20 protein-coding genes and 4 pseudogenes are annotated in these 19,934 nt (G+C 70.4%); 10 read left to right on the forward strand and 14 right to left on the reverse strand.

Features of this window, described 5'->3' with window-relative positions:
- The first annotated feature begins 2 nt into the window (after positions 1-2).
- Positions 3-986, forward strand: coding sequence for an aldo/keto reductase (locus ACQCO7_RS40770; protein ID WP_464076560.1), 984 nt, complete (start codon positions 3-5; stop codon positions 984-986).
- Positions 987-989: 3 nt separating this feature from the next.
- Here the strand turns inward: ACQCO7_RS40770 and ACQCO7_RS40775 are convergent, their stop codons facing one another.
- The 7 genes from ACQCO7_RS40775 to ACQCO7_RS40805 all read right to left on the reverse strand — a co-directional run bounded on the left by ACQCO7_RS40775 (position 990) and on the right by ACQCO7_RS40805 (position 10,182).
- Positions 990-2,030 (reverse strand): hypothetical protein, encoded by a 1,041-nt coding sequence (locus ACQCO7_RS40775; protein ID WP_464076561.1) that lies wholly within the window; start codon positions 2,028-2,030, stop codon positions 990-992.
- A 132-nt stretch (positions 2,031-2,162) separates the two neighbouring features.
- Complete coding sequence (locus ACQCO7_RS40780; protein WP_464076562.1) at positions 2,163-3,779, reverse strand: serine/threonine protein kinase; 1,617 nt, start codon at positions 3,777-3,779, stop codon at positions 2,163-2,165.
- 154 nt (positions 3,780-3,933) lie between these two features.
- Complete coding sequence (locus ACQCO7_RS40785) at positions 3,934-5,310, reverse strand: CAP domain-containing protein (RefSeq protein WP_464076563.1); 1,377 nt, start codon at positions 5,308-5,310, stop codon at positions 3,934-3,936.
- Positions 5,311-5,374: 64 nt separating this feature from the next.
- The gene (locus ACQCO7_RS40790; RefSeq protein ID WP_464076564.1) at positions 5,375-6,577 is read right to left on the reverse strand and encodes a serine hydrolase domain-containing protein; all 1,203 of its coding nucleotides are present in this window, start codon (positions 6,575-6,577) and stop codon (positions 5,375-5,377) included.
- 142 nt (positions 6,578-6,719) lie between these two features.
- Positions 6,720-7,073 carry a UBP-type zinc finger domain-containing protein gene (locus ACQCO7_RS40795; protein ID WP_464076565.1) on the reverse strand — a complete coding sequence of 118 codons (354 nt, stop codon included), beginning with the start codon at positions 7,071-7,073 and terminating at the stop codon, positions 6,720-6,722.
- A complete protein-coding gene (locus ACQCO7_RS40800) occupies positions 7,070-8,512 on the reverse strand; it encodes an ATP-binding protein (RefSeq protein WP_464076566.1) in 1,443 nt (480 codons plus the stop codon). The genes ACQCO7_RS40795 and ACQCO7_RS40800 overlap by 4 nt, the downstream gene beginning before the upstream one ends.
- Positions 8,509-10,182 carry an NAD(P)/FAD-dependent oxidoreductase gene (locus tag ACQCO7_RS40805; RefSeq protein ID WP_464076567.1) on the reverse strand — a complete coding sequence of 558 codons (1,674 nt, stop codon included), beginning with the start codon at positions 10,180-10,182 and terminating at the stop codon, positions 8,509-8,511. The genes ACQCO7_RS40800 and ACQCO7_RS40805 overlap by 4 nt, the downstream gene beginning before the upstream one ends.
- 34 nt (positions 10,183-10,216) lie before the next feature.
- On the opposite strand from ACQCO7_RS40805, the gene ACQCO7_RS40810 reads away from it, so the two are divergent.
- From ACQCO7_RS40810 to ACQCO7_RS40820, 3 genes and pseudogenes are all read left to right on the forward strand, one after another.
- On the forward strand, positions 10,217-10,666 hold the full coding sequence (locus tag ACQCO7_RS40810) for a transposase family protein (protein ID WP_464076568.1): 450 nt from the start codon (positions 10,217-10,219) through the stop codon (positions 10,664-10,666).
- Positions 10,667-10,744: 78 nt separating this feature from the next.
- Positions 10,745-10,873 (forward strand): hypothetical protein, encoded by a 129-nt coding sequence (locus tag ACQCO7_RS40815; protein ID WP_464076569.1) that lies wholly within the window; start codon positions 10,745-10,747, stop codon positions 10,871-10,873.
- Between the two features lie 424 nt (positions 10,874-11,297).
- A pseudogene (locus ACQCO7_RS40820) lies at positions 11,298-12,102 on the forward strand (transposase family protein).
- Here ACQCO7_RS40820 and ACQCO7_RS40825 read toward each other — a convergent pair.
- From ACQCO7_RS40825 to ACQCO7_RS40835, 3 genes are read right to left on the reverse strand one after another with little or no spacing between them, the layout of a single operon-like run.
- Entirely contained in the window at positions 12,094-13,053 is a 960-nt protein-coding gene (locus ACQCO7_RS40825) for a serine/threonine-protein kinase (RefSeq protein WP_464076570.1), read from the reverse strand. The pseudogene ACQCO7_RS40820 and the gene ACQCO7_RS40825 sit on opposite strands and share 9 nt — an antisense overlap.
- The gene (locus ACQCO7_RS40830; RefSeq protein WP_464076571.1) at positions 13,050-14,384 is read right to left on the reverse strand and encodes a hypothetical protein; all 1,335 of its coding nucleotides are present in this window, start codon (positions 14,382-14,384) and stop codon (positions 13,050-13,052) included. The genes ACQCO7_RS40825 and ACQCO7_RS40830 overlap by 4 nt, the downstream gene beginning before the upstream one ends.
- A complete protein-coding gene (locus ACQCO7_RS40835; protein WP_464076572.1) occupies positions 14,384-14,680 on the reverse strand; it encodes a hypothetical protein in 297 nt (98 codons plus the stop codon). The genes ACQCO7_RS40830 and ACQCO7_RS40835 overlap by 1 nt, the downstream gene beginning before the upstream one ends.
- Between ACQCO7_RS40835 and ACQCO7_RS40840 the strand changes: the two genes are divergently transcribed.
- The 3 genes from ACQCO7_RS40840 (at position 14,636) to ACQCO7_RS40850 (ending at position 16,484) form a co-directional block, all read left to right on the forward strand.
- A complete protein-coding gene (locus ACQCO7_RS40840; RefSeq protein ID WP_464077418.1) occupies positions 14,636-14,749 on the forward strand; it encodes a LuxR C-terminal-related transcriptional regulator in 114 nt (37 codons plus the stop codon). The two genes, ACQCO7_RS40835 and ACQCO7_RS40840, sit on opposite strands and share 45 nt — an antisense overlap.
- A gap of 348 nt (positions 14,750-15,097) precedes the next feature.
- Positions 15,098-16,114 carry a hypothetical protein gene (locus tag ACQCO7_RS40845; protein WP_464076573.1) on the forward strand — a complete coding sequence of 339 codons (1,017 nt, stop codon included), beginning with the start codon at positions 15,098-15,100 and terminating at the stop codon, positions 16,112-16,114.
- 184 nt (positions 16,115-16,298) lie between these two features.
- Positions 16,299-16,484: a hypothetical protein gene (locus ACQCO7_RS40850; RefSeq protein ID WP_464076574.1), complete on the forward strand. Its 186-nt coding sequence runs from the start codon at positions 16,299-16,301 to the stop codon at positions 16,482-16,484.
- On the opposite strand, the pseudogene ACQCO7_RS40855 reads toward ACQCO7_RS40850, so the two are convergent.
- Positions 16,462-17,138: pseudogene (locus ACQCO7_RS40855) on the reverse strand (transposase); the annotation flags it as partial. The gene ACQCO7_RS40850 and the pseudogene ACQCO7_RS40855 sit on opposite strands and share 23 nt — an antisense overlap.
- A 74-nt stretch (positions 17,139-17,212) precedes the next feature.
- Here ACQCO7_RS40855 and ACQCO7_RS40860 point away from each other — a divergent pair.
- A pseudogene (locus ACQCO7_RS40860) lies at positions 17,213-17,320 on the forward strand (transposase); the annotation flags it as partial.
- Between the two features lie 113 nt (positions 17,321-17,433).
- Here the strand turns inward: ACQCO7_RS40860 and ACQCO7_RS40865 are convergent.
- On the reverse strand, positions 17,434-17,712 hold the full coding sequence (locus ACQCO7_RS40865) for a hypothetical protein (protein ID WP_464076575.1): 279 nt from the start codon (positions 17,710-17,712) through the stop codon (positions 17,434-17,436).
- Between the two features lie 226 nt (positions 17,713-17,938).
- On the opposite strand from ACQCO7_RS40865, the gene ACQCO7_RS40870 reads away from it, so the two are divergent.
- Both ACQCO7_RS40870 and ACQCO7_RS40875 read left to right on the forward strand, forming a co-directional pair.
- Positions 17,939-18,298 (forward strand): TetR-like C-terminal domain-containing protein, encoded by a 360-nt coding sequence (locus ACQCO7_RS40870; RefSeq protein WP_464076576.1) that lies wholly within the window; start codon positions 17,939-17,941, stop codon positions 18,296-18,298.
- A 66-nt stretch (positions 18,299-18,364) separates the two neighbouring features.
- Positions 18,365-18,559, forward strand: a pseudogene (locus ACQCO7_RS40875) (FMN reductase); the annotation flags it as partial.
- A 95-nt stretch (positions 18,560-18,654) separates the two neighbouring features.
- Here ACQCO7_RS40875 and ACQCO7_RS40880 read toward each other — a convergent pair.
- Positions 18,655-18,825, reverse strand: coding sequence for a luciferase (locus ACQCO7_RS40880; RefSeq protein ID WP_358944141.1), 171 nt, complete (start codon positions 18,823-18,825; stop codon positions 18,655-18,657).
- A gap of 589 nt (positions 18,826-19,414) precedes the next feature.
- A complete protein-coding gene (locus ACQCO7_RS40885; RefSeq protein ID WP_464076577.1) occupies positions 19,415-19,909 on the reverse strand; it encodes a flavin reductase family protein in 495 nt (164 codons plus the stop codon).
- Between the last annotated feature and the right edge of the window lie 25 nt (positions 19,910-19,934).

Genomic DNA, 19,934 nt, shown 5'->3' on the forward strand with positions numbered 1-19,934 from the left:
CCATGGAGCAGCGCGCATTCACACGGGCCGGACGGTCCGCATCCGTCATCGGCCTCGGCACCTGGCAGCTCGGCGCCGACTGGGGCGACGTCGACGAGAAGGAGGCCCTCGCGGTCCTGGACGCGGCCGTCGAGTCCGGCGTCACCTTCTTCGACACCGCCGACGTCTACGGCGACGGCCTCAGCGAACAGACCATCGCGACGTACCTGCGCTCCCGACCGGAGCCGGACATCTTCGTCGCCACCAAGATGGGCCGCCGCGTCGAGCAGCTCCCCGAGAACTACGTCCTCGACAACTTCCGTGCCTGGAACGACCGTTCACGCCGCAACCTGGGCGTCGACCGCCTCGACCTGGTCCAGCTGCACTGCCCGCCCACCCCCGTCTACTCCACCGACGAGGTCTTCGACGCCCTCGACACCCTGGTCGCGGAGGAGCGCATCGCGCACTACGGGGTCAGTGTCGAGACATGCGCGGAGGCGCTCACCGCGATCGCCCGCCCCGGGGTCGCGAGCGTCCAGATCATCCTCAACCCGTTCCGCCTCAAGCCCCTCGCCGAGGTCCTCCCGGCCGCCGAGAAGGCGGGCGTCGCGATCATCGCGCGCGTACCGCTCGCCTCCGGCCTGCTGTCCGGGAAGTACACCGAGGACACCGTCTTCCCGGCCAACGACCACCGCACCTACAACCGGCACGGCGAGTCCTTCGACCAGGGCGAGACCTTCTCCGGCGTCGACTACGCGACCGGCGTCGAGGCCGCCGTCGAGTTCGCGGGCCTCGCCCCCGAGGGCTTCACCCCCGCCCAGCTCGCCCTGCGCTGGATCCTCCAGCAGCCGGGCGTCACCACCGTCATCCCCGGCGCCCGCACCCCCGGACAGGCCCGCGCCAACGCGAGCGCCGCGGACCTGCCCGAGCTGGACGCCGCCACCCTGGCCTCGATCCGGGACCTGTACGACCGCCGGATCAAGGACCAGGTCGAGAACCGCTGGTAGCGGCTACGCGGAGTCGCTGGAACGGGCCTTGCGCAGGGAGGTGATGCAGCTTCCGATCGCCTCCTGCAACTCCTCCAGCTGCTTGACCATGTCGTCCTCGTAGAAGTCCTGCGCGTCGTCGAAGGTCAGCTCCTCGAAGACCTTCGTGGCCCGCTGGAGGCTGCTGTAGAACTTCGTGCGCCGTTCCTGGACCCGCAGTTCGGGATCGGCCTCGACGGTCTCCACGACGAGGTTCTTCATCGTGTCGTACGCCTCGGTCGCCCACTCGCCGGCGTCTTCGTCGTCGTTCAGCTCGTCGATGAGGGACAGGTGCCGCTCGGCCTCCTCGCGCAGCGACACCGGCGCGTCGATCATCTGTCCGGCCGGGGTCTTCACCTGGCCGGACTCGGCGATCTGCCGGACGTACCCGATCCGGTCGGCGGAGCGGCTCTCGGTGGCGACGGCCTTCTTCAGGTCGTCGGTCCGTACGACGTCCCGGGCCAGCTCGGCCTGGAGCGTCGGGTCCTCCTTGATGCGGTCCAGGAGGGCGGCACGGGCCGCGCGCGCGGTGGACGGGTCGGCGAGGATCGCGGCGCGCAGGGCGGTCGGGTTCTCGGCGACCTCCAGGGCCTTCGTCGGCCGGATGCCCTCCGCCTCGGCCGCCTCGGAGATGGCGGTGCCGCGCTCGGAGGTCGCGCTGGAGCGGGAGACGTAGTAGCTCAGCCAGACGTCCGCGTCCGGGAGCTGGATGTCCTGGCCGGGCTCCAGCTCCTCGAACTGCGGTACGAGACCGTCGTCGGCGGCCTTGTCCCACGCCTTGTAGTAGCGCATCACGCGCTCGGGCGAGCACTCGGCCAGCTCGGCGAACTCCTTCGCCGACACCTTGTCGCTCTCGCCCGCGGCCTGACCGCCGGGCCGCACACTGCGCGCCACCTTCAGGCCGAAGGCCCACCCGCCGGTCCGCGCGTACGCGCCGAACTCCCGCGCGTCCCGCACCACGGCATCGGCGAGCGGGGCGAACTCCACCTCGGCGGGCATCTCGGACGGGTCGATCGCCAGGGTCACGGAAGACTCCTCAAGAGAACGGAACGTGCAGACCGGCAGCCTATATCGACCCGTTGATACGGCTTTGGCAAGACCCGCGCGGGCGGGCCCGGCCCGGCCGAAACGTCACCTCGACTCGGCCGGAACGTCCGTTCAGTTCGGCCGGAACGTCCGGAAGAACGTCTTGAGCGCCTCCACGTCGGCCGGCTTCTCCCAGTCCGCCTCCGGCGTCGTCCAGCGCAGCGAGAACCCGGAGTGCTCACCGGTCAGGAACCCCCGCCCGAAGGTCCGCAGCGACATGCCGTGCGCGTCCTCCACGACCCACTCCATGTCGGCCGCCTTGAACCCCTGGTACGTCGTCGCCCGGATCTCCCCGATCCGCCGGAACCCCTCCTCCTGCCGCAGCTCCGGCTCGACCGTGTCGCGCCACACCGCGACCGGGTCGGGGCCGAGCTGCGTGCTGTACGTGACGGCGAGCGTCCGGCCGTCGCCCTTCGCGCCGAAGGTGATCCGGTACGCCAGATCGCCCTGCTTCGAGACCTCCTGCCGTTTCCACCCCTCCGGCAGGTCGACCGAGAAGCCCTCGGGCGCGCGGTACCTCTGGAACTCGGGGGCGGGCGGGGCGGACGCGGAAGGAGGCGCCGACGGGGACGGCGGGGGCGCGGACGGCGAGGCGGGCGCCGTGGGGGTCGGGGAGGGCGCGGGCGGGGCGGTCTGCCCGACTCCGTTGCCGGTATCAGTAGGAGCCGCCGCGGTCGCCGAGGGCCGGGGCTGCGCGTCCGTGCCCGCGTCCTGCGTGCCCGGCAGCTGGTGCGTCGCCGCGAGCGCCGCGACGGCCACCGTCACGACCGCGAGCGCCGTCCCCGCCGCCATCGCCCGGCCGCGCCACGCCGGCGCCGCGTGCAGCACGGCGTACGCGCGCCGCAGCCGGGGCGCCGGGGTGAGGTGCGGGTTCTCGTCCAGCGTCCGGGTCAGGGACTGCCGCAGCACCGTCCGCGTCAGCCGCTCCCGGGAGTCCTTGCGCAACAGGCCCTGTACGGTCCCGGCGAGCGGACCGGCGCGCAGGGGCGCGCGCAAAGGCAGCCGGTCCACGCCCCGCAGGGTCGCGTCGGGCCGGTCGCGGTCCCGGAACGGGGGCCGCCCCTCCAGCAGCGTGTACAGGATCGCGCCCAGCGCCCACAGGTCCGCCGCCGGGCCGATCCGCTCGTCACGGGCCTGCTCCGGCGAGGCGTACGACGGGGCCGCGACCCGGGGCGCGAGCGTCGCGCCGACCAGGCCGAAGCCGGTGAGGACGACAGGGCCCCGGTCCCGGACGAAGATCTGGCCCGGGCTCAGCTCGCCGTGCGTGATGCCCTCGCCGTGCGCCACCTCCAGGACGTCCAGGACCTCCAGGACGATCGCCGCCGCCCGCGCGGGGTGGAACGAGCCCTGCTGCTCGATCAACTGCCCCAGCGTCAGGCCGTCGATCCACTCGGTGACCGTCCACAGCGAGCCGTCCTCCGCGACCGCGTCGAGCACCGCCGCGATCCGTCCCGGGCACAGCCGGGTCATCGTCGCCGCCATCCGCCGCACCCCCCGCGCGGCGATCCGCCCGTCCTCCTCCGCCGTCCCCTCCGGCAGTCCGATCCGCGTCACCAGGCAGGGCCTGCCGTCCTGCGCGTCCTGGCCGTACCAGCTGACGCGGTTCGTCTCCCGTTGGACGACGTCGAGGAGGAGGTATCTGCCGGCGATCAACTCGTGCGTGGAGACGTGCGCCTTGACCATGGTCATCCCTCGCTGAACCCCCGGAGTTTCGCTCCCTTTCCCAGTGGTACGGCGCGCGGGGCGCGGTGCGTTCAAAGCATCCGCGATTTCCGGGGGGAATCTGTCTTTCATTCAAAAGCGGCGGGGTGCGCGGGGAAACGCAGGTGCGGGGAAAGGGGATTCAGGCGCCGAATAGCTGCGTCCAGTACGTCCCCGAGGGGCCGCCGCCCGCGAAGCCGACACCGAGGTGGGTGAAATCCGCCTTCAGGATGTTGGCCCGATGTCCCGGACTGTTCATCCAGCCTTCCACCACCTCTGCCGCCGAACGCTGGCCGCAGGCGATGTTCTCCCCGATCGACCGTTTCACCGAACCCGCCGCCTTGGCCCGGTCCCAGGGCTGGGTGCCTTCGGGAGACGTGTGCGAGTAGAAGGCGCGGGTCGCCATGTCGACGCAGTACGCGCGCGCCGCACGCGCGAGGGGGCCGTCGGGGGCGAGCGGCCCGAGACCGGCGTGTATCCGCTCGCGGTTGGTGAGTTCGAGCACCTCCGCCTCCACCCGGCCGAGCCCGGCCGGGGTGAGGGGGCTCGCCCAGACGGCGGTCCAGTACGCGTCGGCCCGCGCCACACCCACGTGCGTGAACGCCGGGTCCTGAACCGTCCGGCGGGTGTCCCCGCCGCTCAGGCAGTACTCGACGAACTCGGCATGCGTCCGGGGCCCGGACACCAGGTGCTCCCCGACAGCGAGGTACGCGAACCCGGCCGCCGTGACCCGCCGGAACACGGAGACCCCGTCCCGCCCCTCGACCCCGAGCTTCCCGGCGGCGGCCATGGCGGCGGCGTGCGCGCGGGCGGCGGAGGTGAGACGGGGGTCGAGGACGACGGGGGGTGAACCGGCCTGCGCGCGGGCGGGGTTGACGAGGGCGAGGAAGCCGTCGGGGTCGGGGGCATGGGGGGAGGAGGCCGGGCGGGGTGGGGCGGCGGACGCGGGGGCCGCCGGTGCTTGGCGTGCGCCGCCTGCTGTGCCGGTCGAGCCCGCGGTGCCGGTCCCGGTGACCGCCTCCGTGTGGTCCTCCGCCCCGTCGTCCGTGACGTCCACGCCGAAGTCCCGTGCCAGGCCCGCCAGTCCGTCCGCGTAGCCCTGTCCCAGCGCGCGGACCTTCCAGGTGCCCGCCCTGCGGTAGACCTCCGCGAGCAGGAGGACCGTCTCCGTGCGGACGGGGGCCGGGGTGAAGCGGGTCAGGACGTGGCCCCGGGGGTCGGTGACCTGGAGGGTGGGGGTGGGGAGGCGGGCCAGGTGTGTGCCGGGGTCCGCGGGGCTGACGACCAGCGTCACGCGCGAGGCCCCGGTCCGCAGCCTCGCCGGGTCCAGGGTCAGGGTGTCGCCGTGGAGGCGCGCTCCGGGGGCCGTCGGCTGGTTGAAGAACACGAAGTCCGCGTCGCCGCGGACCTTGCCGTCGTCGTCGGTGATCAGGGCGCTCACGTCGAAGGGTCCCGGTACCCGGAAGGTCCACGCGCCGCTCGGGAGGGCCGTGTTGCCCCCGGGTACCAGTTCGCTCATCGTGCCGCCCCGCCGTCGTTCCGTACCCCTCCAACGGGCGGCCCGGCATGACGGTTCCCGCCGGTCAGTCCAGCGCGATGTCCGGTGCCAGGTCGTCGTACCGCTCGGGGACCGGTGCGGGGGAGACCCGGGACTGCGCGCGCTTGCCGCAGAACGCGGACTCCAGGGTGCGCAGCATCGTGGTGTGCACGCGCGCGCTGTTGGAGACGTTCGCGAGGGCGGCGAGGCTGCGGCGGCCGTCCTTCGTGGTGAACGCGTAGCTGTAGTAGCCCTGGACGGCGCCCGTGTGCCCGTACACCGACACGCCGCAGGACAGGGTCCGGCGGCGCAGGCCGAGGCCGTACGCCTGGCCGGTGCCGGCCGGGACCCACTTCTGCATCTGCGCGAGCTGCGCGGCCGACATCAGCCTGCCGCGCATGAGGGCCGACAGGAACGTGTCGAGGTCCTTCGCGCTGGAGATCATTGCGCCCGCGCTCTGCGCCCAGGACACGGTCTGCCGGGTCGCGTCGACGAGGGGCGCGCCCGCCCTGTCGGGGGTGAGGTACCCGCGGGTGTGGCGGCCGGGGATCGTGGCGCCGGGATGGACGTACACGGTGTCGGTGAGCTTCAGCGGCTTGATGATCCGCTTCTGGTACTCCGCCGCGACGGAGTGCCCGGTGAGCTTCTCGACGAGCATCCCGGCGACCACGAAGTTCGTGTTGGAGTACCGGTAGGGGCCGCCCGGTTTCGTGGTGCGCGGGTGGCGCAGGGAACGGGCGACGAGCTGACGGTAGGTGAAGACCTTCGTGCGGACCGCTTCGAACCCGGAGACGGAACCGGCGAACATGTCGTTGCTGTAGTCGTACAGGCCGCTGCGGTGGCTCAGGACGTGCCGGACGGTGATCCGGTTGTCCGGCAGCAGCTTCGGCAGGTACTGGTTGACCGGCGCGTCGAGCCGCAGCTTGCGTTCGTCGACGAGCTGGAGCAGGACGACCGCCGAGAACACCTTGGTGACGCTGCCGATCCGGAACCGGTCGGCGGTGCTGAGCGCCCGTTTCGTCGTGCGGTCGGCGACGCCGACGGTGACCTGACGGACCGTCCCCCGGTCGTCGACACGGGCCAGCGCGCCGGGCGCGCCCTGGCTGCGGGCGGTGTTCAGGACGGTGCGCAGGCCCGCCATGTCGGGTGCCGGCGCCGCCGCCGCGTGTGCGGGGCTGTTCAGCAGGGACAGGAACACGGCTCCCGTGAGCGCTCCACCGGTCAGCCGTCTCCACTTCGAGCGCGTCAAGCTTCCTCCGCTTCCTCACCACTCCGAGGCCGACGCACGGGTGACGTTCCGTCACCCGGTGTGCGTCGCTGACGCGCCTCAGTATTGCCCCGGAGGGCGAGGAAACCGATGACCCGCGCGCGGGCGGACCCGTCGGGTTATCTCACCGGTGCAGGGAGCGGGCCCAGTCCTCGGGCACCCGCCCCGCCGGACCCGGCACCGCCTGGTCCTCGGGCCGGCTCACCGGCGGCGCCAGCTCCGGACCCGTCTCGTGCAGCTCGTCGCGCGCGTAGTCCCAGAACCAGCCCTCCCCGGGCTCGTAACTGCGCACCACGGGATGCCCGGTCGCCTTGTAGTGGCCCGTCGCGTGCTGCGCGGGCGAGGAGTCGCAGCAGCCGACGTGCCCGCACTGCGCGCACCGCCGCAGGTGGAACCACCACCCGCCGACCGCGTCGCAGTCCACGCACCCGGGTCCGCTGGGCGCCGCGCCCGGGTCGACACCGGTGAGTTCGGTCATGACGGGTCCTCCTCGGGGAGCGGTGCGGTCAGCGGCAGCAGCACCTGGAACCGGGTGTCCCCGGGGACGGACTCCACATGCAGGCTGCCGTGGTGCTTGTTGACGACGATCCGCCACGAGATGTCCAGCCCGAGTCCGGTGCCCTCGCCGACCGGCTTGGTCGTGAAGAACGGGTCGAAGATCCGGTCGCGGATGTCGGCGGGCACCCCGCTGCCGGTGTCGCGGAACTCCACGAGCAACTGCTCGCCCTCGCGCGCGGTGCGGATCGTCAGGGTGCCCTCGCCGTCCATCGCGTGGACGGCGTTGTCGATGAGGTTCGTCCACACCTGGTTGAGTTCCGCCGGATATGCGGGAACTTCCGGGAGTGTCCGGTCGTAGTCCTTCACAACGGCGATGAGTTCGCCGAGTTTGCCGGAGAGCATGAGGAGGGTGCTGTCGAGAAGCTCATGGACGTCGACGTCGCGGTAGGAAGCGCGGTCGAGCTGCGAGTACTGCTTCGCGGCGTCGACCAGATGCGAGATGCGGGTGGTGGAGTCCTCGATCTCGGACATCAGCAGCTCGGTCTCGACCGTGTAGTTGAGCCAGCCCACCGCCCCGGGGAGGATCTCCTCGCCGACGGCCGCCGCGACCTGCTCCAGCCAGTCCACGTCGAGCCCGGCCTGCACGAAGGTCGGCGCGAGCCGCCAGCCCTCGGTCACGCCGCGCTCGTCGAGCCAGTCGGCGATCATGTCCTCCCGGTCGGACGCCTCGATCGGGCTCAGCGCGGGCGCCTTGCCGACCCGCTCGGCCGTCCGCTCCTGGATCCCGATCAGCCGCGTCAGCGACTCGCGGTCGTACGGCCCGGAGGCGATCACGGCGAGCTTGTGCCGCATCATCGCCACCCGCTCCCGCAGCGTCGCCGTCGCACGCACGGCAGCCGCCGCCGGGTTGTTCAGCTCGTGCGTGAGACCCGCCGACAGCGAGCCCAGCGCGAGCAGCCGCTCCCGCTGGGCGACCGTCCGCTGCGTGTTGCGGGAGCCGAAGAACATGCCCTCCAGCATGTGCACGGCCATCGGGAACCAGTCCCGCATCATCGCCGCGAACGCCTCGGACGGCAGCACGAAGAACCGGGACGGCTCGGTCACCCGCATCGACCCGGCGTACACCTGGGGCACCCGGTCGCCGAGGAACGCCTGCATCGACCCCGAGTACACGCCGCGCTGCGAGGTCCGGTTGACCTCCACGTCGTCCACGCCGACCCGCCGCGACAGCACGACGGTGCCCTGGATCATCACGTAGAAACAGGTCGCCGGCTCACCCTCGGCGTACACCGGGCCGGGCTCGAACTTCTCGACCCGGCCCACCGTGCACAGCCGCCCGAGCTGCTCCGGGGTCAGGTCCTCGAACAGGAACAGCGACCCGATCTCCGCCGGGTCGCAGGGCAGCACGACCCCGCTCACGACTGCTCCAGGTACCGGTGGACGAGCATCACGGCCATGGCTCCCTCTCCTACGGCGGACGCGACCCGCTTCGCGGACTCCGCGCGCGCGTCCCCGGCGACGAACACGCCGGGCACGCTGGTCTCCAGGTGGTACGGCGGCCGGTCCAGCTCCCAGCCCGCCGGGGGCCGCCCGTCCGGCGTCAGGTCGGGCCCGGCGAGGATGAAGCCGCGCTCGTCGCGCCGCACCGTCTCGTCGAGCCAGTCCGTCAGGGGCGCCGCCCCGATGAACACGAACAGCCACTGCGCGTCGACCAGTTCACTCGCCCCGCTCGCCGCGTCCCGCAGCGTCAGCTGCTCCAGGTGGTCGGTGCCGTGAGCCGACTCGACGACCGTGTGCGGGCGCACCGAGATGTTCGGCGCCTGCTCGATCTGCTGGATCAGGTAGTGCGACATCGACGCCGACAGGTCAGGACCGCGCACCAGCAGCGTCACCGACTTCGCGCCCTTGGCCAGGTACATCGCCGCCTGCCCGGCCGAGTTCGCGCCGCCCACGATGTACACGTCGTGCCCCTGGCAGGACGGCGCCTCCGTCAGCGCCGACCCGTAGAACACCCCGCGCCCGGTGAGGTCCTGAGCCCCCGGACACTCCAGCTGCCGGTACGACACGCCCGTCGCGAGGATCACGCTGTGCGCGGCGACCGACGAGCCGTCCGCGAACCGCACCACCCGCGCGGAGCCGCTCGCGTCCAGGCCCGTCACCTCGCGCGCGGTGAGGATCTCCGCACCGAACTTCGCCGCCTGACGGCGCGCCCGCTCGGTGAGCTGACCGCCGGACACCCCGTCGGGGAAGCCCAGATAGTTCTCGATGCGCGAACTCTGCCCCGCCTGCCCGCCGGTCGCCGACCGCTCCACGAGGACCGTCCGCAGCCCCTCCGACGCCCCGTACACGGCCGACCCGAGCCCCGCCGGGCCACCGCCGATCACCACCAGGTCGTAGAAGTCGGCCATCGGCGTCGTCGCGAGACCCACGCGCGCGGCCAGCTCCGCGTCACCCGGCTCGACCAGCGGAGCACCCTCCTCGGTGACCACCAGCGGGAGCCGCTCGTCGTCCGCGCCGGCCGCCGCGAGCAGCCGCCGGCCCTCCGGCTCGTCCGAGGAGTACCACCGGTAGGGCACCTGGTTGCGCGCCAGGAACTCCCGCACCTCCGAGGAGCGCGCCGACCAGCGGTGCCCGACCACCTTCGTCGTCGGCACCGGCCGGTGGTCGCTGCGCCGCCACGCCTCCAGCAGGTCGTCCAGGACCGGGTAGAGCTTCTCCTCCGGCGGGTCCCACGGCTTCAGCAGGTAGTGGTCCAGATCGACCACGTTGATCGCGTCGATCGCCGCGTTCGTGTCCGCGTACGCCGTCAGCAGCACCCGGCGCGCACCCGGGTACACGTCCAGCGCCTGCTCCAGGAACTCGATGCCGTTCATCTGCGGCATCCGGTAGTCCGCGAGGATCACCGCGACCAGATCGCCGCGCAGCTTCAGCTCCCGCAGCGCCTCCAGCGCCGACTCGCCGGACTCGGCGCGCACGATGCGGTGCCCGGCGCCGTAGCGGCGCCTCAGATCGCGGGCGACGGCGCGCGAGACCCCCGGGTCGTCGTCCACGGTCATGATTACACCTGCGGTGGCTTTGGAAGGGGTCATACGACGACCCTAACGGCGTAGGGAGGGGCAGGCCATGGCAGTAGTGGTCGCAACACGGACCGCGCGGGAGTACCTGCGGGTCAGCAAGGGCAAGGCAGCGTGCTCGATCACCGACCAGCACCGCGACAACCTCACGGCTGCGGAGGAGCACGGGCCGTGGACGTGGGGCGAGGTTGAACTATGCCTGGACGGCACCGAGGTACGGGTGCGGCGCCCGCAGGCGGGCAGACCGGGACGGTGCGCGTTCGTCTCCGGGAAGATGCGGCAGAACACCGAGAAGGCCACCGTGATCACCGACGAGCGGGGCCGGACCCTGTGGACCGGCGCCGTCCGGCCCGGCCGCATGCACGACCGGATGGCGGTCAAAACCGAGGGTGCCGAGGACCTCTTCGAGCAGTACCCGCAGGTCAAGGCCAAGGTCGACGCGGGATACCGGGGCCTTGCCAAACAGTTTCCCGATCAGGTCCAGGCGCCGCCGAAATAGCCTGGTAACGACGCGTCGCCCGAGGAATTCGCAGCGTGGGACGAGGCACGCAAGCAGCAGTTCTCCGAGCGGATCTGTGTGGAGCACGCTGACGCCGAGCACAAGCAGTGGCGGCCCCTCCAGCGGTACATCGGCCGCCGCGAGTACTACGACCAGTCCCACCTGGCCACCGCCGGCCTCGTCTCCGACTGCACCGCGGAGCGGTGATCACCCACCAGCCAACCCGCCAGGCCGGCACACCCCGACCTCAGTCGCGCACCACCTCGTAAGCGATGCCTGCGGGCCCCTCCGTCTCGATCACCTTTCGTACCCGCCCTCGGTCCACCGGGTCATCTTCTCGAACGCGTCCAGGGCTCTGCGGTCGTGGGGGCCGTAGCGCCGCTGGCAGTCACGGCCCATCTGCTCGTACAGCTCCATCGTGCCTCGCTCGTCGCCGGATTCCCCTGTCAGCTCCGCGAGTTCGGAGCGGGCAGCGAGGGTCTCCTCGTGTGCAGGCCCGAATTGCAGCGTCAGTCGTCGGACGCGCTTCTCGGCGACCCTGATGCGCTCAGTGAACCTCTTTCATCCTGGGGCTGAGGAGTGAAATGGGCTGGTCAGGTGGGGTGACCTGGCGAAGCCCCTCGTCGTTGGTGTGGTGATCTCACTCATCACGCCGACGGCCGGGGGGCTTCGTTGGTTCCGTATCCTTCCATGCTCGACGTCCCGTACGAGCTGGTCGAGCATGTCTCCTGGCTCATCCACACCCGAAGGCGTGAACTTCGCTCGCCATGGCGGAAGTTGAGCTGCTTCAAGCAAGCACTGCTGACACTGGCACACCTGCGGAAGAACGAGACGTTCGCACAGGTCGGGGCCGGGTTCGGGGTGTCGGAGGCGACGGCATGGCGCTACGTCGACGAGACACTCGAAGTCCTGGCCTCCTGGGCGCCAGGACTGCACGAGGCCCTGGTGGGCCTGGGCGAGGGGGACTTCGTCATCGTCGACGGGACACTCATCCCGACCGACCGCATCAAGGCCGACGAGCCGTACTACTCACAGAAACACCAGCAGCACGGCATGAACGTACAGGTCATCGCGGCCCCGGACGGAACCCCGCTCCGGTTCTCCCGCGCGACACCGGGACGTACCCACGACCTCACCGCGGCCCGCGCCCACGGCATCGTCCAAGCCTGCCTGACCCGCCAGATCCTCGTGCTCGCCGACCGCGCCTACCGAGGCGCCGGCGCCACCTTCCGCACCCCTACCACCACCACAACGAACAGCCCGAGCACCACCAGCAGTTCAACCGCGACCACGCCCGCCTGCGGGCTCCCGGCGAACACGCCTTCGCGCAACTGAAGTCCTGGCGACTGCTACGACGCGCCAGATGCTCGACCCGGCGTATCGGCACCATCGTCCAAGCCATCCACACACTCTTGACCTGCGACTATTTAGGATGAAAGAGGTTCAGTGAATCCCGCGTCGACTTGGGGCGCGGTGTGTCCCGATACCAGGCGTCGCTTCGCTGCCATCGCTTCGAGGGTCCGCTCCACCTCCTGGAGTGCCCGGACCACCGCGTGTGCGTTCTGGGGGCGGTCAGCCGGATTCTTGGCCAACAGCGCCATGATCAGGCCATCCAGGGCGTCGGGCACATCTGGCACCTGCCGCCCGGGCCGGACGGGAGACCGGTGCTGGTGCTCCTTGGCCAGTGCGGCGGCGTCCGAGTGTCGGTCGCCGAACGGGGGCCAGCCAGTCACCATTTCGTACATCACACAGCCGAGGGAGTACAGATCGCTGTGCTCGTCGCCTGACTCGAAGCGGCAACGCTCTGGTGATCTGTACAGCGGAGTTCCCATGTCGGTGTGTGATTCCGTGGCGTCGGCGAAGCGGGCGAGGCCGAAGTCGATGATGCGCACCTCGCTGTTGTCGTGGGTGATGAGGATGTTGGCGGGCTTGATGTCGCGGTGCATCACGCCCTCCCGGTGTGCGGCGGCGAGGCCCTCGGCGATCTGCCCACTCCACCGGACCGTCTGCTCCAGCAGCAGAGGATCACCGCCCACGTACTCCGTCAGGGGACGGCCGTCCACGTGTTCCATGACGAGGAACGGATCGGCGCCGCCGACCCAGTCGTAGATCGTGGCCACGTACGTGTGGTCGACGCGGGCCATCGTGTGGCCTTCTCTCACGAACAACTCGAGTGCACGGATGTAGCGTTCACTTCCCGGAACCGCTCCCTCGAGGCGTGCGGCGCCGAGGAACTTGAGCGCCACACGGCGGTCGAGAAGGACGTCCCTGGCCGCCACCACGTCCCCCATGCCGCCACTGCCGAGGTGACGGATCAGCTCGTAGCGGCCGTCGCCGACGAAGACGGGACCATCCTCTGAGCTTCCCGCGCTCCCCAGTTCTCTCACGTCCCGTCCTCCACAGGCCACGTCTCGGCTCCCCAGGTCCGTAGCGCGTCGCTGGCCTGCAGATGGGCCGTCCAGGTATCGAAGAACTCTCCCCGCTGCTCCAGGCCCAGACGCAGCATCCGTGCACGCCGCCGCGCAAGCCCGGAACCTTCGGTGCGCAACTCCCGCCTACGGACCGGAACCCGACGCCATTCGTGCGTCGCCCAGCCCGCGAACCCGAGGCTGAGACAGGCGCAGACCGCGCGGGCGGTCCCGGCCTCCGTGATGAAGACGAGGACGACGGCCACCAACGTCAGCACCCCGGCGCCCCACAGCCGGACCCGGTTGAGTTGCACCGCGTCGACCTGCCGGTCGGTGCGCTCCTCTATGGCACCGGTCAGTTCGGCGACGAGGGGTTCGGCGTCGATGTCGGCCCACGGATCGGCGGGGACGACGGCACTCCACTCGGCCGTCCCGATGGCGAGTTCCCTGGGCAGCAGCTGCTGGGCTCGGTCCGCGCACTCCTGCGTGGCCTCCAGCATGCGTGGCCACAGGGTGCGGAGGACAAGCCGACGGGCCTCGTCGCCGAGGAGGACGGACCGCGGTACGAAGACCGCATTGACAAGGAGGGTGCGGAGGTCGGCGGGCTCGCGCGCGTCGTCGTCGGCGCCGAGGGAACGTCTGGCTGCGTCTACGTCTCCGCCGTGGTCGATGACGCGGCGCACGTACTCCATGCGTCGGTCCAGCGCCCGCTCCTCGGGGCCGTACCGGTCAATCAGGGCTCCCAGGGCCCCCTCTGCGTAGGTGCCCGACTCGGTCCAGGCCACCGGTTCGGGCGGGAACTGCTCCTGGAGGTACTCCAAGGCGGCGGCGGGGACGCTCGCGAGCTCCAGACCTCTCCTGAGCTGGTTCCACTCCCTCGCGCACAGCCGGCCCAGCTCGGAGAACGCCTCGTCCGGCACCCGGTGCCGCAGCTCCCACAAGTGGCCTGCAACCAGGTCGGGTCCTGCGTCGCTCCTGGCCAGATCCAGTTGACCTGCCCAGCGTTTCATGGCCAGTTCGGCATAGGTGTGTGCGTCATCGCCCAGTTCCCGGCAGGCCACCGCATCCAGCACGATCTGGAAGTCCTCGTCCAGGGCGTAGGAGTCGATGGAGCGGAGGTATTGGTCCATGCGGCGGGCGGCTTCTTTGAACTCGCCCAGGCGCGAACAGGTCAGCGCGAAGAATAAGTTGGACTTGGCCGGGTCGAGAGAGTAGGCATGACTCACGGCTCGGCGAGCCTTCTCTGCCTCACCCCGGTGGCGGGCGGCGAGCGCGACCACAGCCGGAGCGAGCCAGTAGGGCGGCTCCATCAGCAGGCGTTCCGCGGCGCAGGTCTCGACGGCGACCGCGTCGACGACTCCGCGCTGCCCGCACCCTCCTGCGCGAGGCCGCTGTCACCGCCGAACGTCTCGGTGCCGTACGACTGCTCGCGCTCGCGCGCAAGGCGCTGCAGGAGTGCGGCGCCCGGCCCCGGGGCGCTCACCTCACCGGCGTCGGCGCTCTCACCGACGGCGAGCACCGGGTCGCCCGGCTCGCCGTCGCCGGCCACACCAACGCGGAGATCGCCGAACTCCTGCACCTCGCCCGGCGCACCGTCGAGACCCACCTCACCAGTACGTACCGCAAACTGGGCATCCGCCGTCGGAGCCAGCTTCCCGACGTGCTGTCGGAGTGATCCACCGGGCCGCCGCTTCGGCCGACCGGCGGACCCGGCGGGCAGCCCCTGCTCCTGGCGGCCAAGGGGGCGCAGGTTCAGATCCTGCTTTCGTGAGCCCAGCAGACTCGGAGGGCTTCGTGACGTAGTTGATCTTCAGCCGTGAGTTCGTTGTCGCCTGCCGGTGGAAGTTCGGTCCGGCGTCGAAGTCCAGTGTTCTGGTCCCGGAAGAGGCGGGAGCCGAATGCAGATGGGGCCGATAATATTCAGAATGGCCCGACGGGCAGGTGCCGAGCAGGTTCAGATAACGCGAGCGCGGAATATGGATTCATGTGAATGACGTGATCCGGGCCGGGGAAAACCTGGTGAGTGAGCACACGTAGAACATTCCTGGGCGTCGCAGCATCGGCCGCCGCAGCCACATCGGTTGCCTCCGCCCCGCCCCTGCGGGCCCGTGCCGCCGTCTGCGCCGTCGACACCGAGACCCAGCGCCATTACGACGCCCTGCGCGCCGAGTTGGCGGCCCGGCTCGGCCCGGTGATCGTCGTCCAGAACGACGGCCGAGGTGGCCTCTTCACCCTTGTCCACCAGGGACGGCGCGAACAAGTCCACCCCGTTCCGGCCGAGTTCGAGCTGGCGAAGTCCGTCGCGCACGCGCCGCTGGGCATCTACTCGATCGTCGCGCCGTACTTGAGCCGCCGCATACCCGAAGGGCTGCCGAACGCGGCGCGGTTCGACCGTCACGACGTCGAGACGGTGGCGTTCGAGGGGCCGGAGAGGAAAGGCTGGATCGCTCCGCTGAGGGAATTCGGGGCGACGCTGGCCACGGCCCGCTCCGGCCTCAAAGAGGCGCGTATGCCGAGGGAGTTGACGGTGTCCAGTGCCCGCATCCTCGACGCCGCGCTCGTGTTCGTCGACGAATCCGTGCGGCGGGCCTCCTTCGGTATGGAGTCGTTCGAGGAATTCACGGGCGGATTGAAGGACGCCATCGGGGTCAATCTGGCGTATGCCTCCCGGGCGCAGATCGACGGCGTCGGCCGGCTCATGCGGAGCTGGCGGGAGCGGGTCGGCGCGCGGGAGTGGCCGGGGCTGTACGTCGTCGTCCTGTCGATCTGGACGACGTCGGCGCCGAACCAGAACTCCCTTGTCATCAAGGGGTACTTGGACCCCGCCTACGCCGACTCCCATCTGATCGACCTGCCGACGGCCCAGCCTCCCGCCGACCCGGTGGCCGTCGCGCTGGACAATCTGGCGCGGATCGTGCAGGACAACGTCGCGGCGGAGCTGGTGTTCCCGACGGACCGGAGACTGGCCGACGCGCTGAAGGGGCCCGAGGATCTGCTGGCCCCGGAGATCCAACGGCAGCTGGCGTGCCCGCACCGGTAGGGCGCCGTCGGTTCGTTCCGCCCCGCTGGATCCCATCCAGTGGGGGGAGCGCTGCGGAGGACGAGACGTGGGTCTTGGCGGGTGGTCTGCGGGTGGGCCAGGGGCACGGTAGCTGCAAGCTTTGATCGTCGAGGTTTTTATGCAGGTCAAGGCGGGGGCGGCCCCGGACACGGGGAGAGCCACCGTGATCATCGACTGGGTGGAGGACGGTGGCGAAGGTGTCCTCGCCGCGAGCCTGCACGCCGCAGCCTTCGACGACGCCGGACTCGACCACGTCCTGCGCTGGGCCCGCGAGCTCACCGACCCGGCCCCGCGCAGTCGGGAACGGGAGTGTCCACTGAGCTTCTTCAGCGTTGCCGCTCCAGAGTGAGGACGGCTTTGGCGATTGACGTCATGCGGCTCGGACTGCATCGGGATCTGCGGAAGATCCGCCAGGACTTCAAGCGGCAACCCTCTTTCAACCGGGGCTCGTGCCGTGGCCAGTGCCCGTTGACGGTCTTCTCGGTGAGTTCCTGCAGGGGTTTGCGTTTGATGCCTGTGGTCAGCCACCGGCCGGCGCCCTGGTAGGCGAGATCCGCCAGGATGGGGACGCCCTGACGTTCGCAGATGCGGATGATCCGGTGGGTACGGGCTGGGGGCACCCCCTCTGGGGGACGGTCAGGTCATGGGAGCGGCCCGGCAGGGAGGGTGAGAGCCACAGCAGCCGGCCGCCGGGGTCGGTGACGACCTGCACGTTCACGCCGTGGCGCCGGTGTCTGTGGGAATAGTCTGCCCGGCCGTCGCCGACCCGGTCGCACTCGGCGAGCGTGCCGTCCAGCAGGACGAAGTCCGCCTCGGTCTCGCGCAGGACCTTCAGCAGACCCGGTGCTCGTTCGACGAGCAGGTCGACGACCGCACTGGTGTAGGCGTGAGCGGTGGACTCGCTGATCCCGAACCCGGCGGCGATCTTCGCTAGGGTGGTGTGCTCGCGCAGGTACACCAGTGCCACCATCGCGCGCTGGGACGGACGGAGCTTGCAGCGCCGGTGGGGCCTCCCCCTGAGTGGTGGACACGCTGATACTGGATCTGCTTGATCCGGAGGAAGCGAGAAGACCGCCGATGGCGATGAAGGACTACTCGGACGAGTTCAAGGCCGATGCCGTGGCCCTGTACGAGTCCACCCCCGGGGCGACCTACAAGAGCATCGCCGCTGACCTGGGCGTCAACGGCCACCTCAGCCCCAACGAATACGAACACCGACACCACACCGCTAAACTCGCGCTCGCCGCGTGATCAATAACCGCGTGCCCACCTTCACGGGGGAAGGCCCCCTAGCGTTCTCAGCTGCCACCGTCCTTGACGCCTCCTCGCAGGCCCCACTCATCCAGGCCGGAGTAGATCAACGCAGTGCGACCCTGCGGGAAAGACAAGGCCTCGGCCTCGCCTGAGTAGATCGCCACCAGTGAGTCGGCCCCTCGCCACCAGGTGTCGGCCACGCCCAGCACTTCGTGCACTGGCTCGTACTCATCTAGCACGATGCCGCCGACCTCGTCGCCAGTGATCTTGACGATCTTCTTTGCCCACATGGACGCGTGGTGGGTCAGTGCGAGCGACTCCACCCAACCCTCTACAGTGGCATGGAGGGGCGACCACTGACCTGCGTGAATGCCAAATTCACCAGACGGCCCGATCATGAACGAATAGGGAACCGCTGTCCGCTGCATACCCGCTTCGAAGCACCACCCTTCGGACGCGGAGCCTTCGGGAGAGTCCGCTGCGAAGTACCTCGGGCCGCCATCGTACTTGGATGCGGCCGCTGCGGCAGGCGCGGACCCGTGGGCGCGCGTGCGGGCCACCGTCACGGCCTACCGCAGGTTCGCCATCGACAAGCCCCGCCGCTACCAGCTGATGTTCAGCCTGGAATACGAGCCCGAGCGTCAGCCCTCCGCCGACCACCCCATCGGCACCGTGCTCCAGGCGTGGACCGATACGGCCGACGCCTACCTCGCCGAAGCAGCCCCGGGCCGTCGGGCGGAGGCGCAGGACTTGGGTATCCACCTGTGGACCGCCCTGCACGGCCAGCTCGTCCTGTGGCGCACCCTGCCGAGCCCCTTCGCCGGCAGCGAAGACGTCCTGATCGAGCTGGAGGAGTCCCTGCTGCGACGCCTCCTCCCGACACCGGAGACTCCGAGCCCCACCGAGTGACAGGCCAGGAAGGCTTCCCGCTCCCGGAAGGCATACGGAAGCGCCCGATCACTCGTTGACCGTGTCCGGTTCGGCGGCCTCTGGGCGCAGGACGCGGCCCACAAGGCCGCGGGCATCGCCGGCGCCCGGGTGCTGCAGGACGTCAAGCTGTCCATCGCCGGTTCCGTGGTCCGTTTCGCCGAGACGCACCCCTCCGACGACGCCGAGCTGGCCGAGGTCATCGGCCTGGTCCACGGCGAGGCCACGTCCACCGCCGCCTGACCGATGTACGCATGATCGAGGGCCGAAGCCGCATGGGCTCCGGCCCTTCTTCCGGTTCCCGGCCTCAGCTCGCTCGCTCTTTCCGTTCCCCGGTCTCAGCCCAGCTCGGCCGCGCGCCGCACCGCCGTGGCCACGAACTGCTCGATCCAGGCCGCCTGCTCACCCGTACGCGGACCCAGCATCACCGTCTCGATGCCGAACTTGGCGTAGCCCTCGATGTCCCGGACGAACGCCTCGACGACGTTCTCGGCCGGAGCGTCGCCCATGCAGATCGGAGTCGAACATCTCCGGCACGTGCTCGGCCTAGGCTCCGGCCGACGCCTCGTGCCACCGCAGGACCGGGCCGCGTAAGACCGCTCCCAGCCCTCGACCACTCTGTTGCTCGGCAGACTGTTGCCTCGCCCGCGAGACAGAGGCTGGGGCCATCAGCTTGCTCACTGCGCCGTGGCGCGGTCGTCCATGGACAGGAAGGAACTCGCCACAAGACCAGGCTCGGCGGATTCCTGCGCGACGCGAGTAGTACGCCTTCGATTCCCGCGCCGGCCGGATCACCGAAGTCCGCGACTGCTACACCTTCACGCCGCTCCGCGCCGACGGCCGGTCCCAGGTCGAGCTCGAGAACTTCGACTGCGGCGCCTGCCGGGGCTACCGCCCGTCCCGCCCCGTGCATCGCCTGCATGCGGACGCCGAGTACGCCAGGAGCGGTGGTGCACAGGCCGCCGGCTGCACAGCGACTCGCCGACAAAGCAGGCCGCTGCAGGAGCCGGCACCCGCGGTCGGCCGGTCTTGGGCCGAGGACTCACACCTGATGTCAGTGTGCGGCCCCTGGATGGTTGGCTCGCCGGAAGGACGGACTCAGCCGGCCAGTGCGTGGAAGCCGCGTTGGAAGTAGACGGTCGCCGGGTCCTGTCCGAGTCGGACATCGTGCACGCGTCCCACCAGGATGGTGTGGTCGCCGGAGACGTGACGGTCGTATGCGGAGACGTGCAGGCGCACCGACGCGTCGGGTAGGTAGGGCACGCCCTCGGGGTCGAGGTGGAACTCGTCGCCGGCGAACTTGTCCGCGCCTCGGGTCGCGAACCGGCGGGCGAGCGGTTGGTGGCCGTCGTTGAGGATGTTGACGGTCCAGCGCGTGGAGCGCTCGAACACCGGGTGGCATTCGGCGGTCCGGGACAGGCACACCAGGACGAGCGGCGGTTCGGCCGAGACCGAGGAGAAGGCGCTCGCGGTGAAACCCCAGGGGCGTCCGTCCTCATCCACCGTGGTCACGATGGTGACGCCGCTGGGAAATGAGGCCATGGCCTCCCGGAAGCGTCCGGCGAGTTCGAGGTCGTTGTCGGGTGCGGACACGGGAGTTTCTCTTCTTGTACCGCGT

This window comes from Streptomyces saintjeani, from assembly GCF_055409605.1.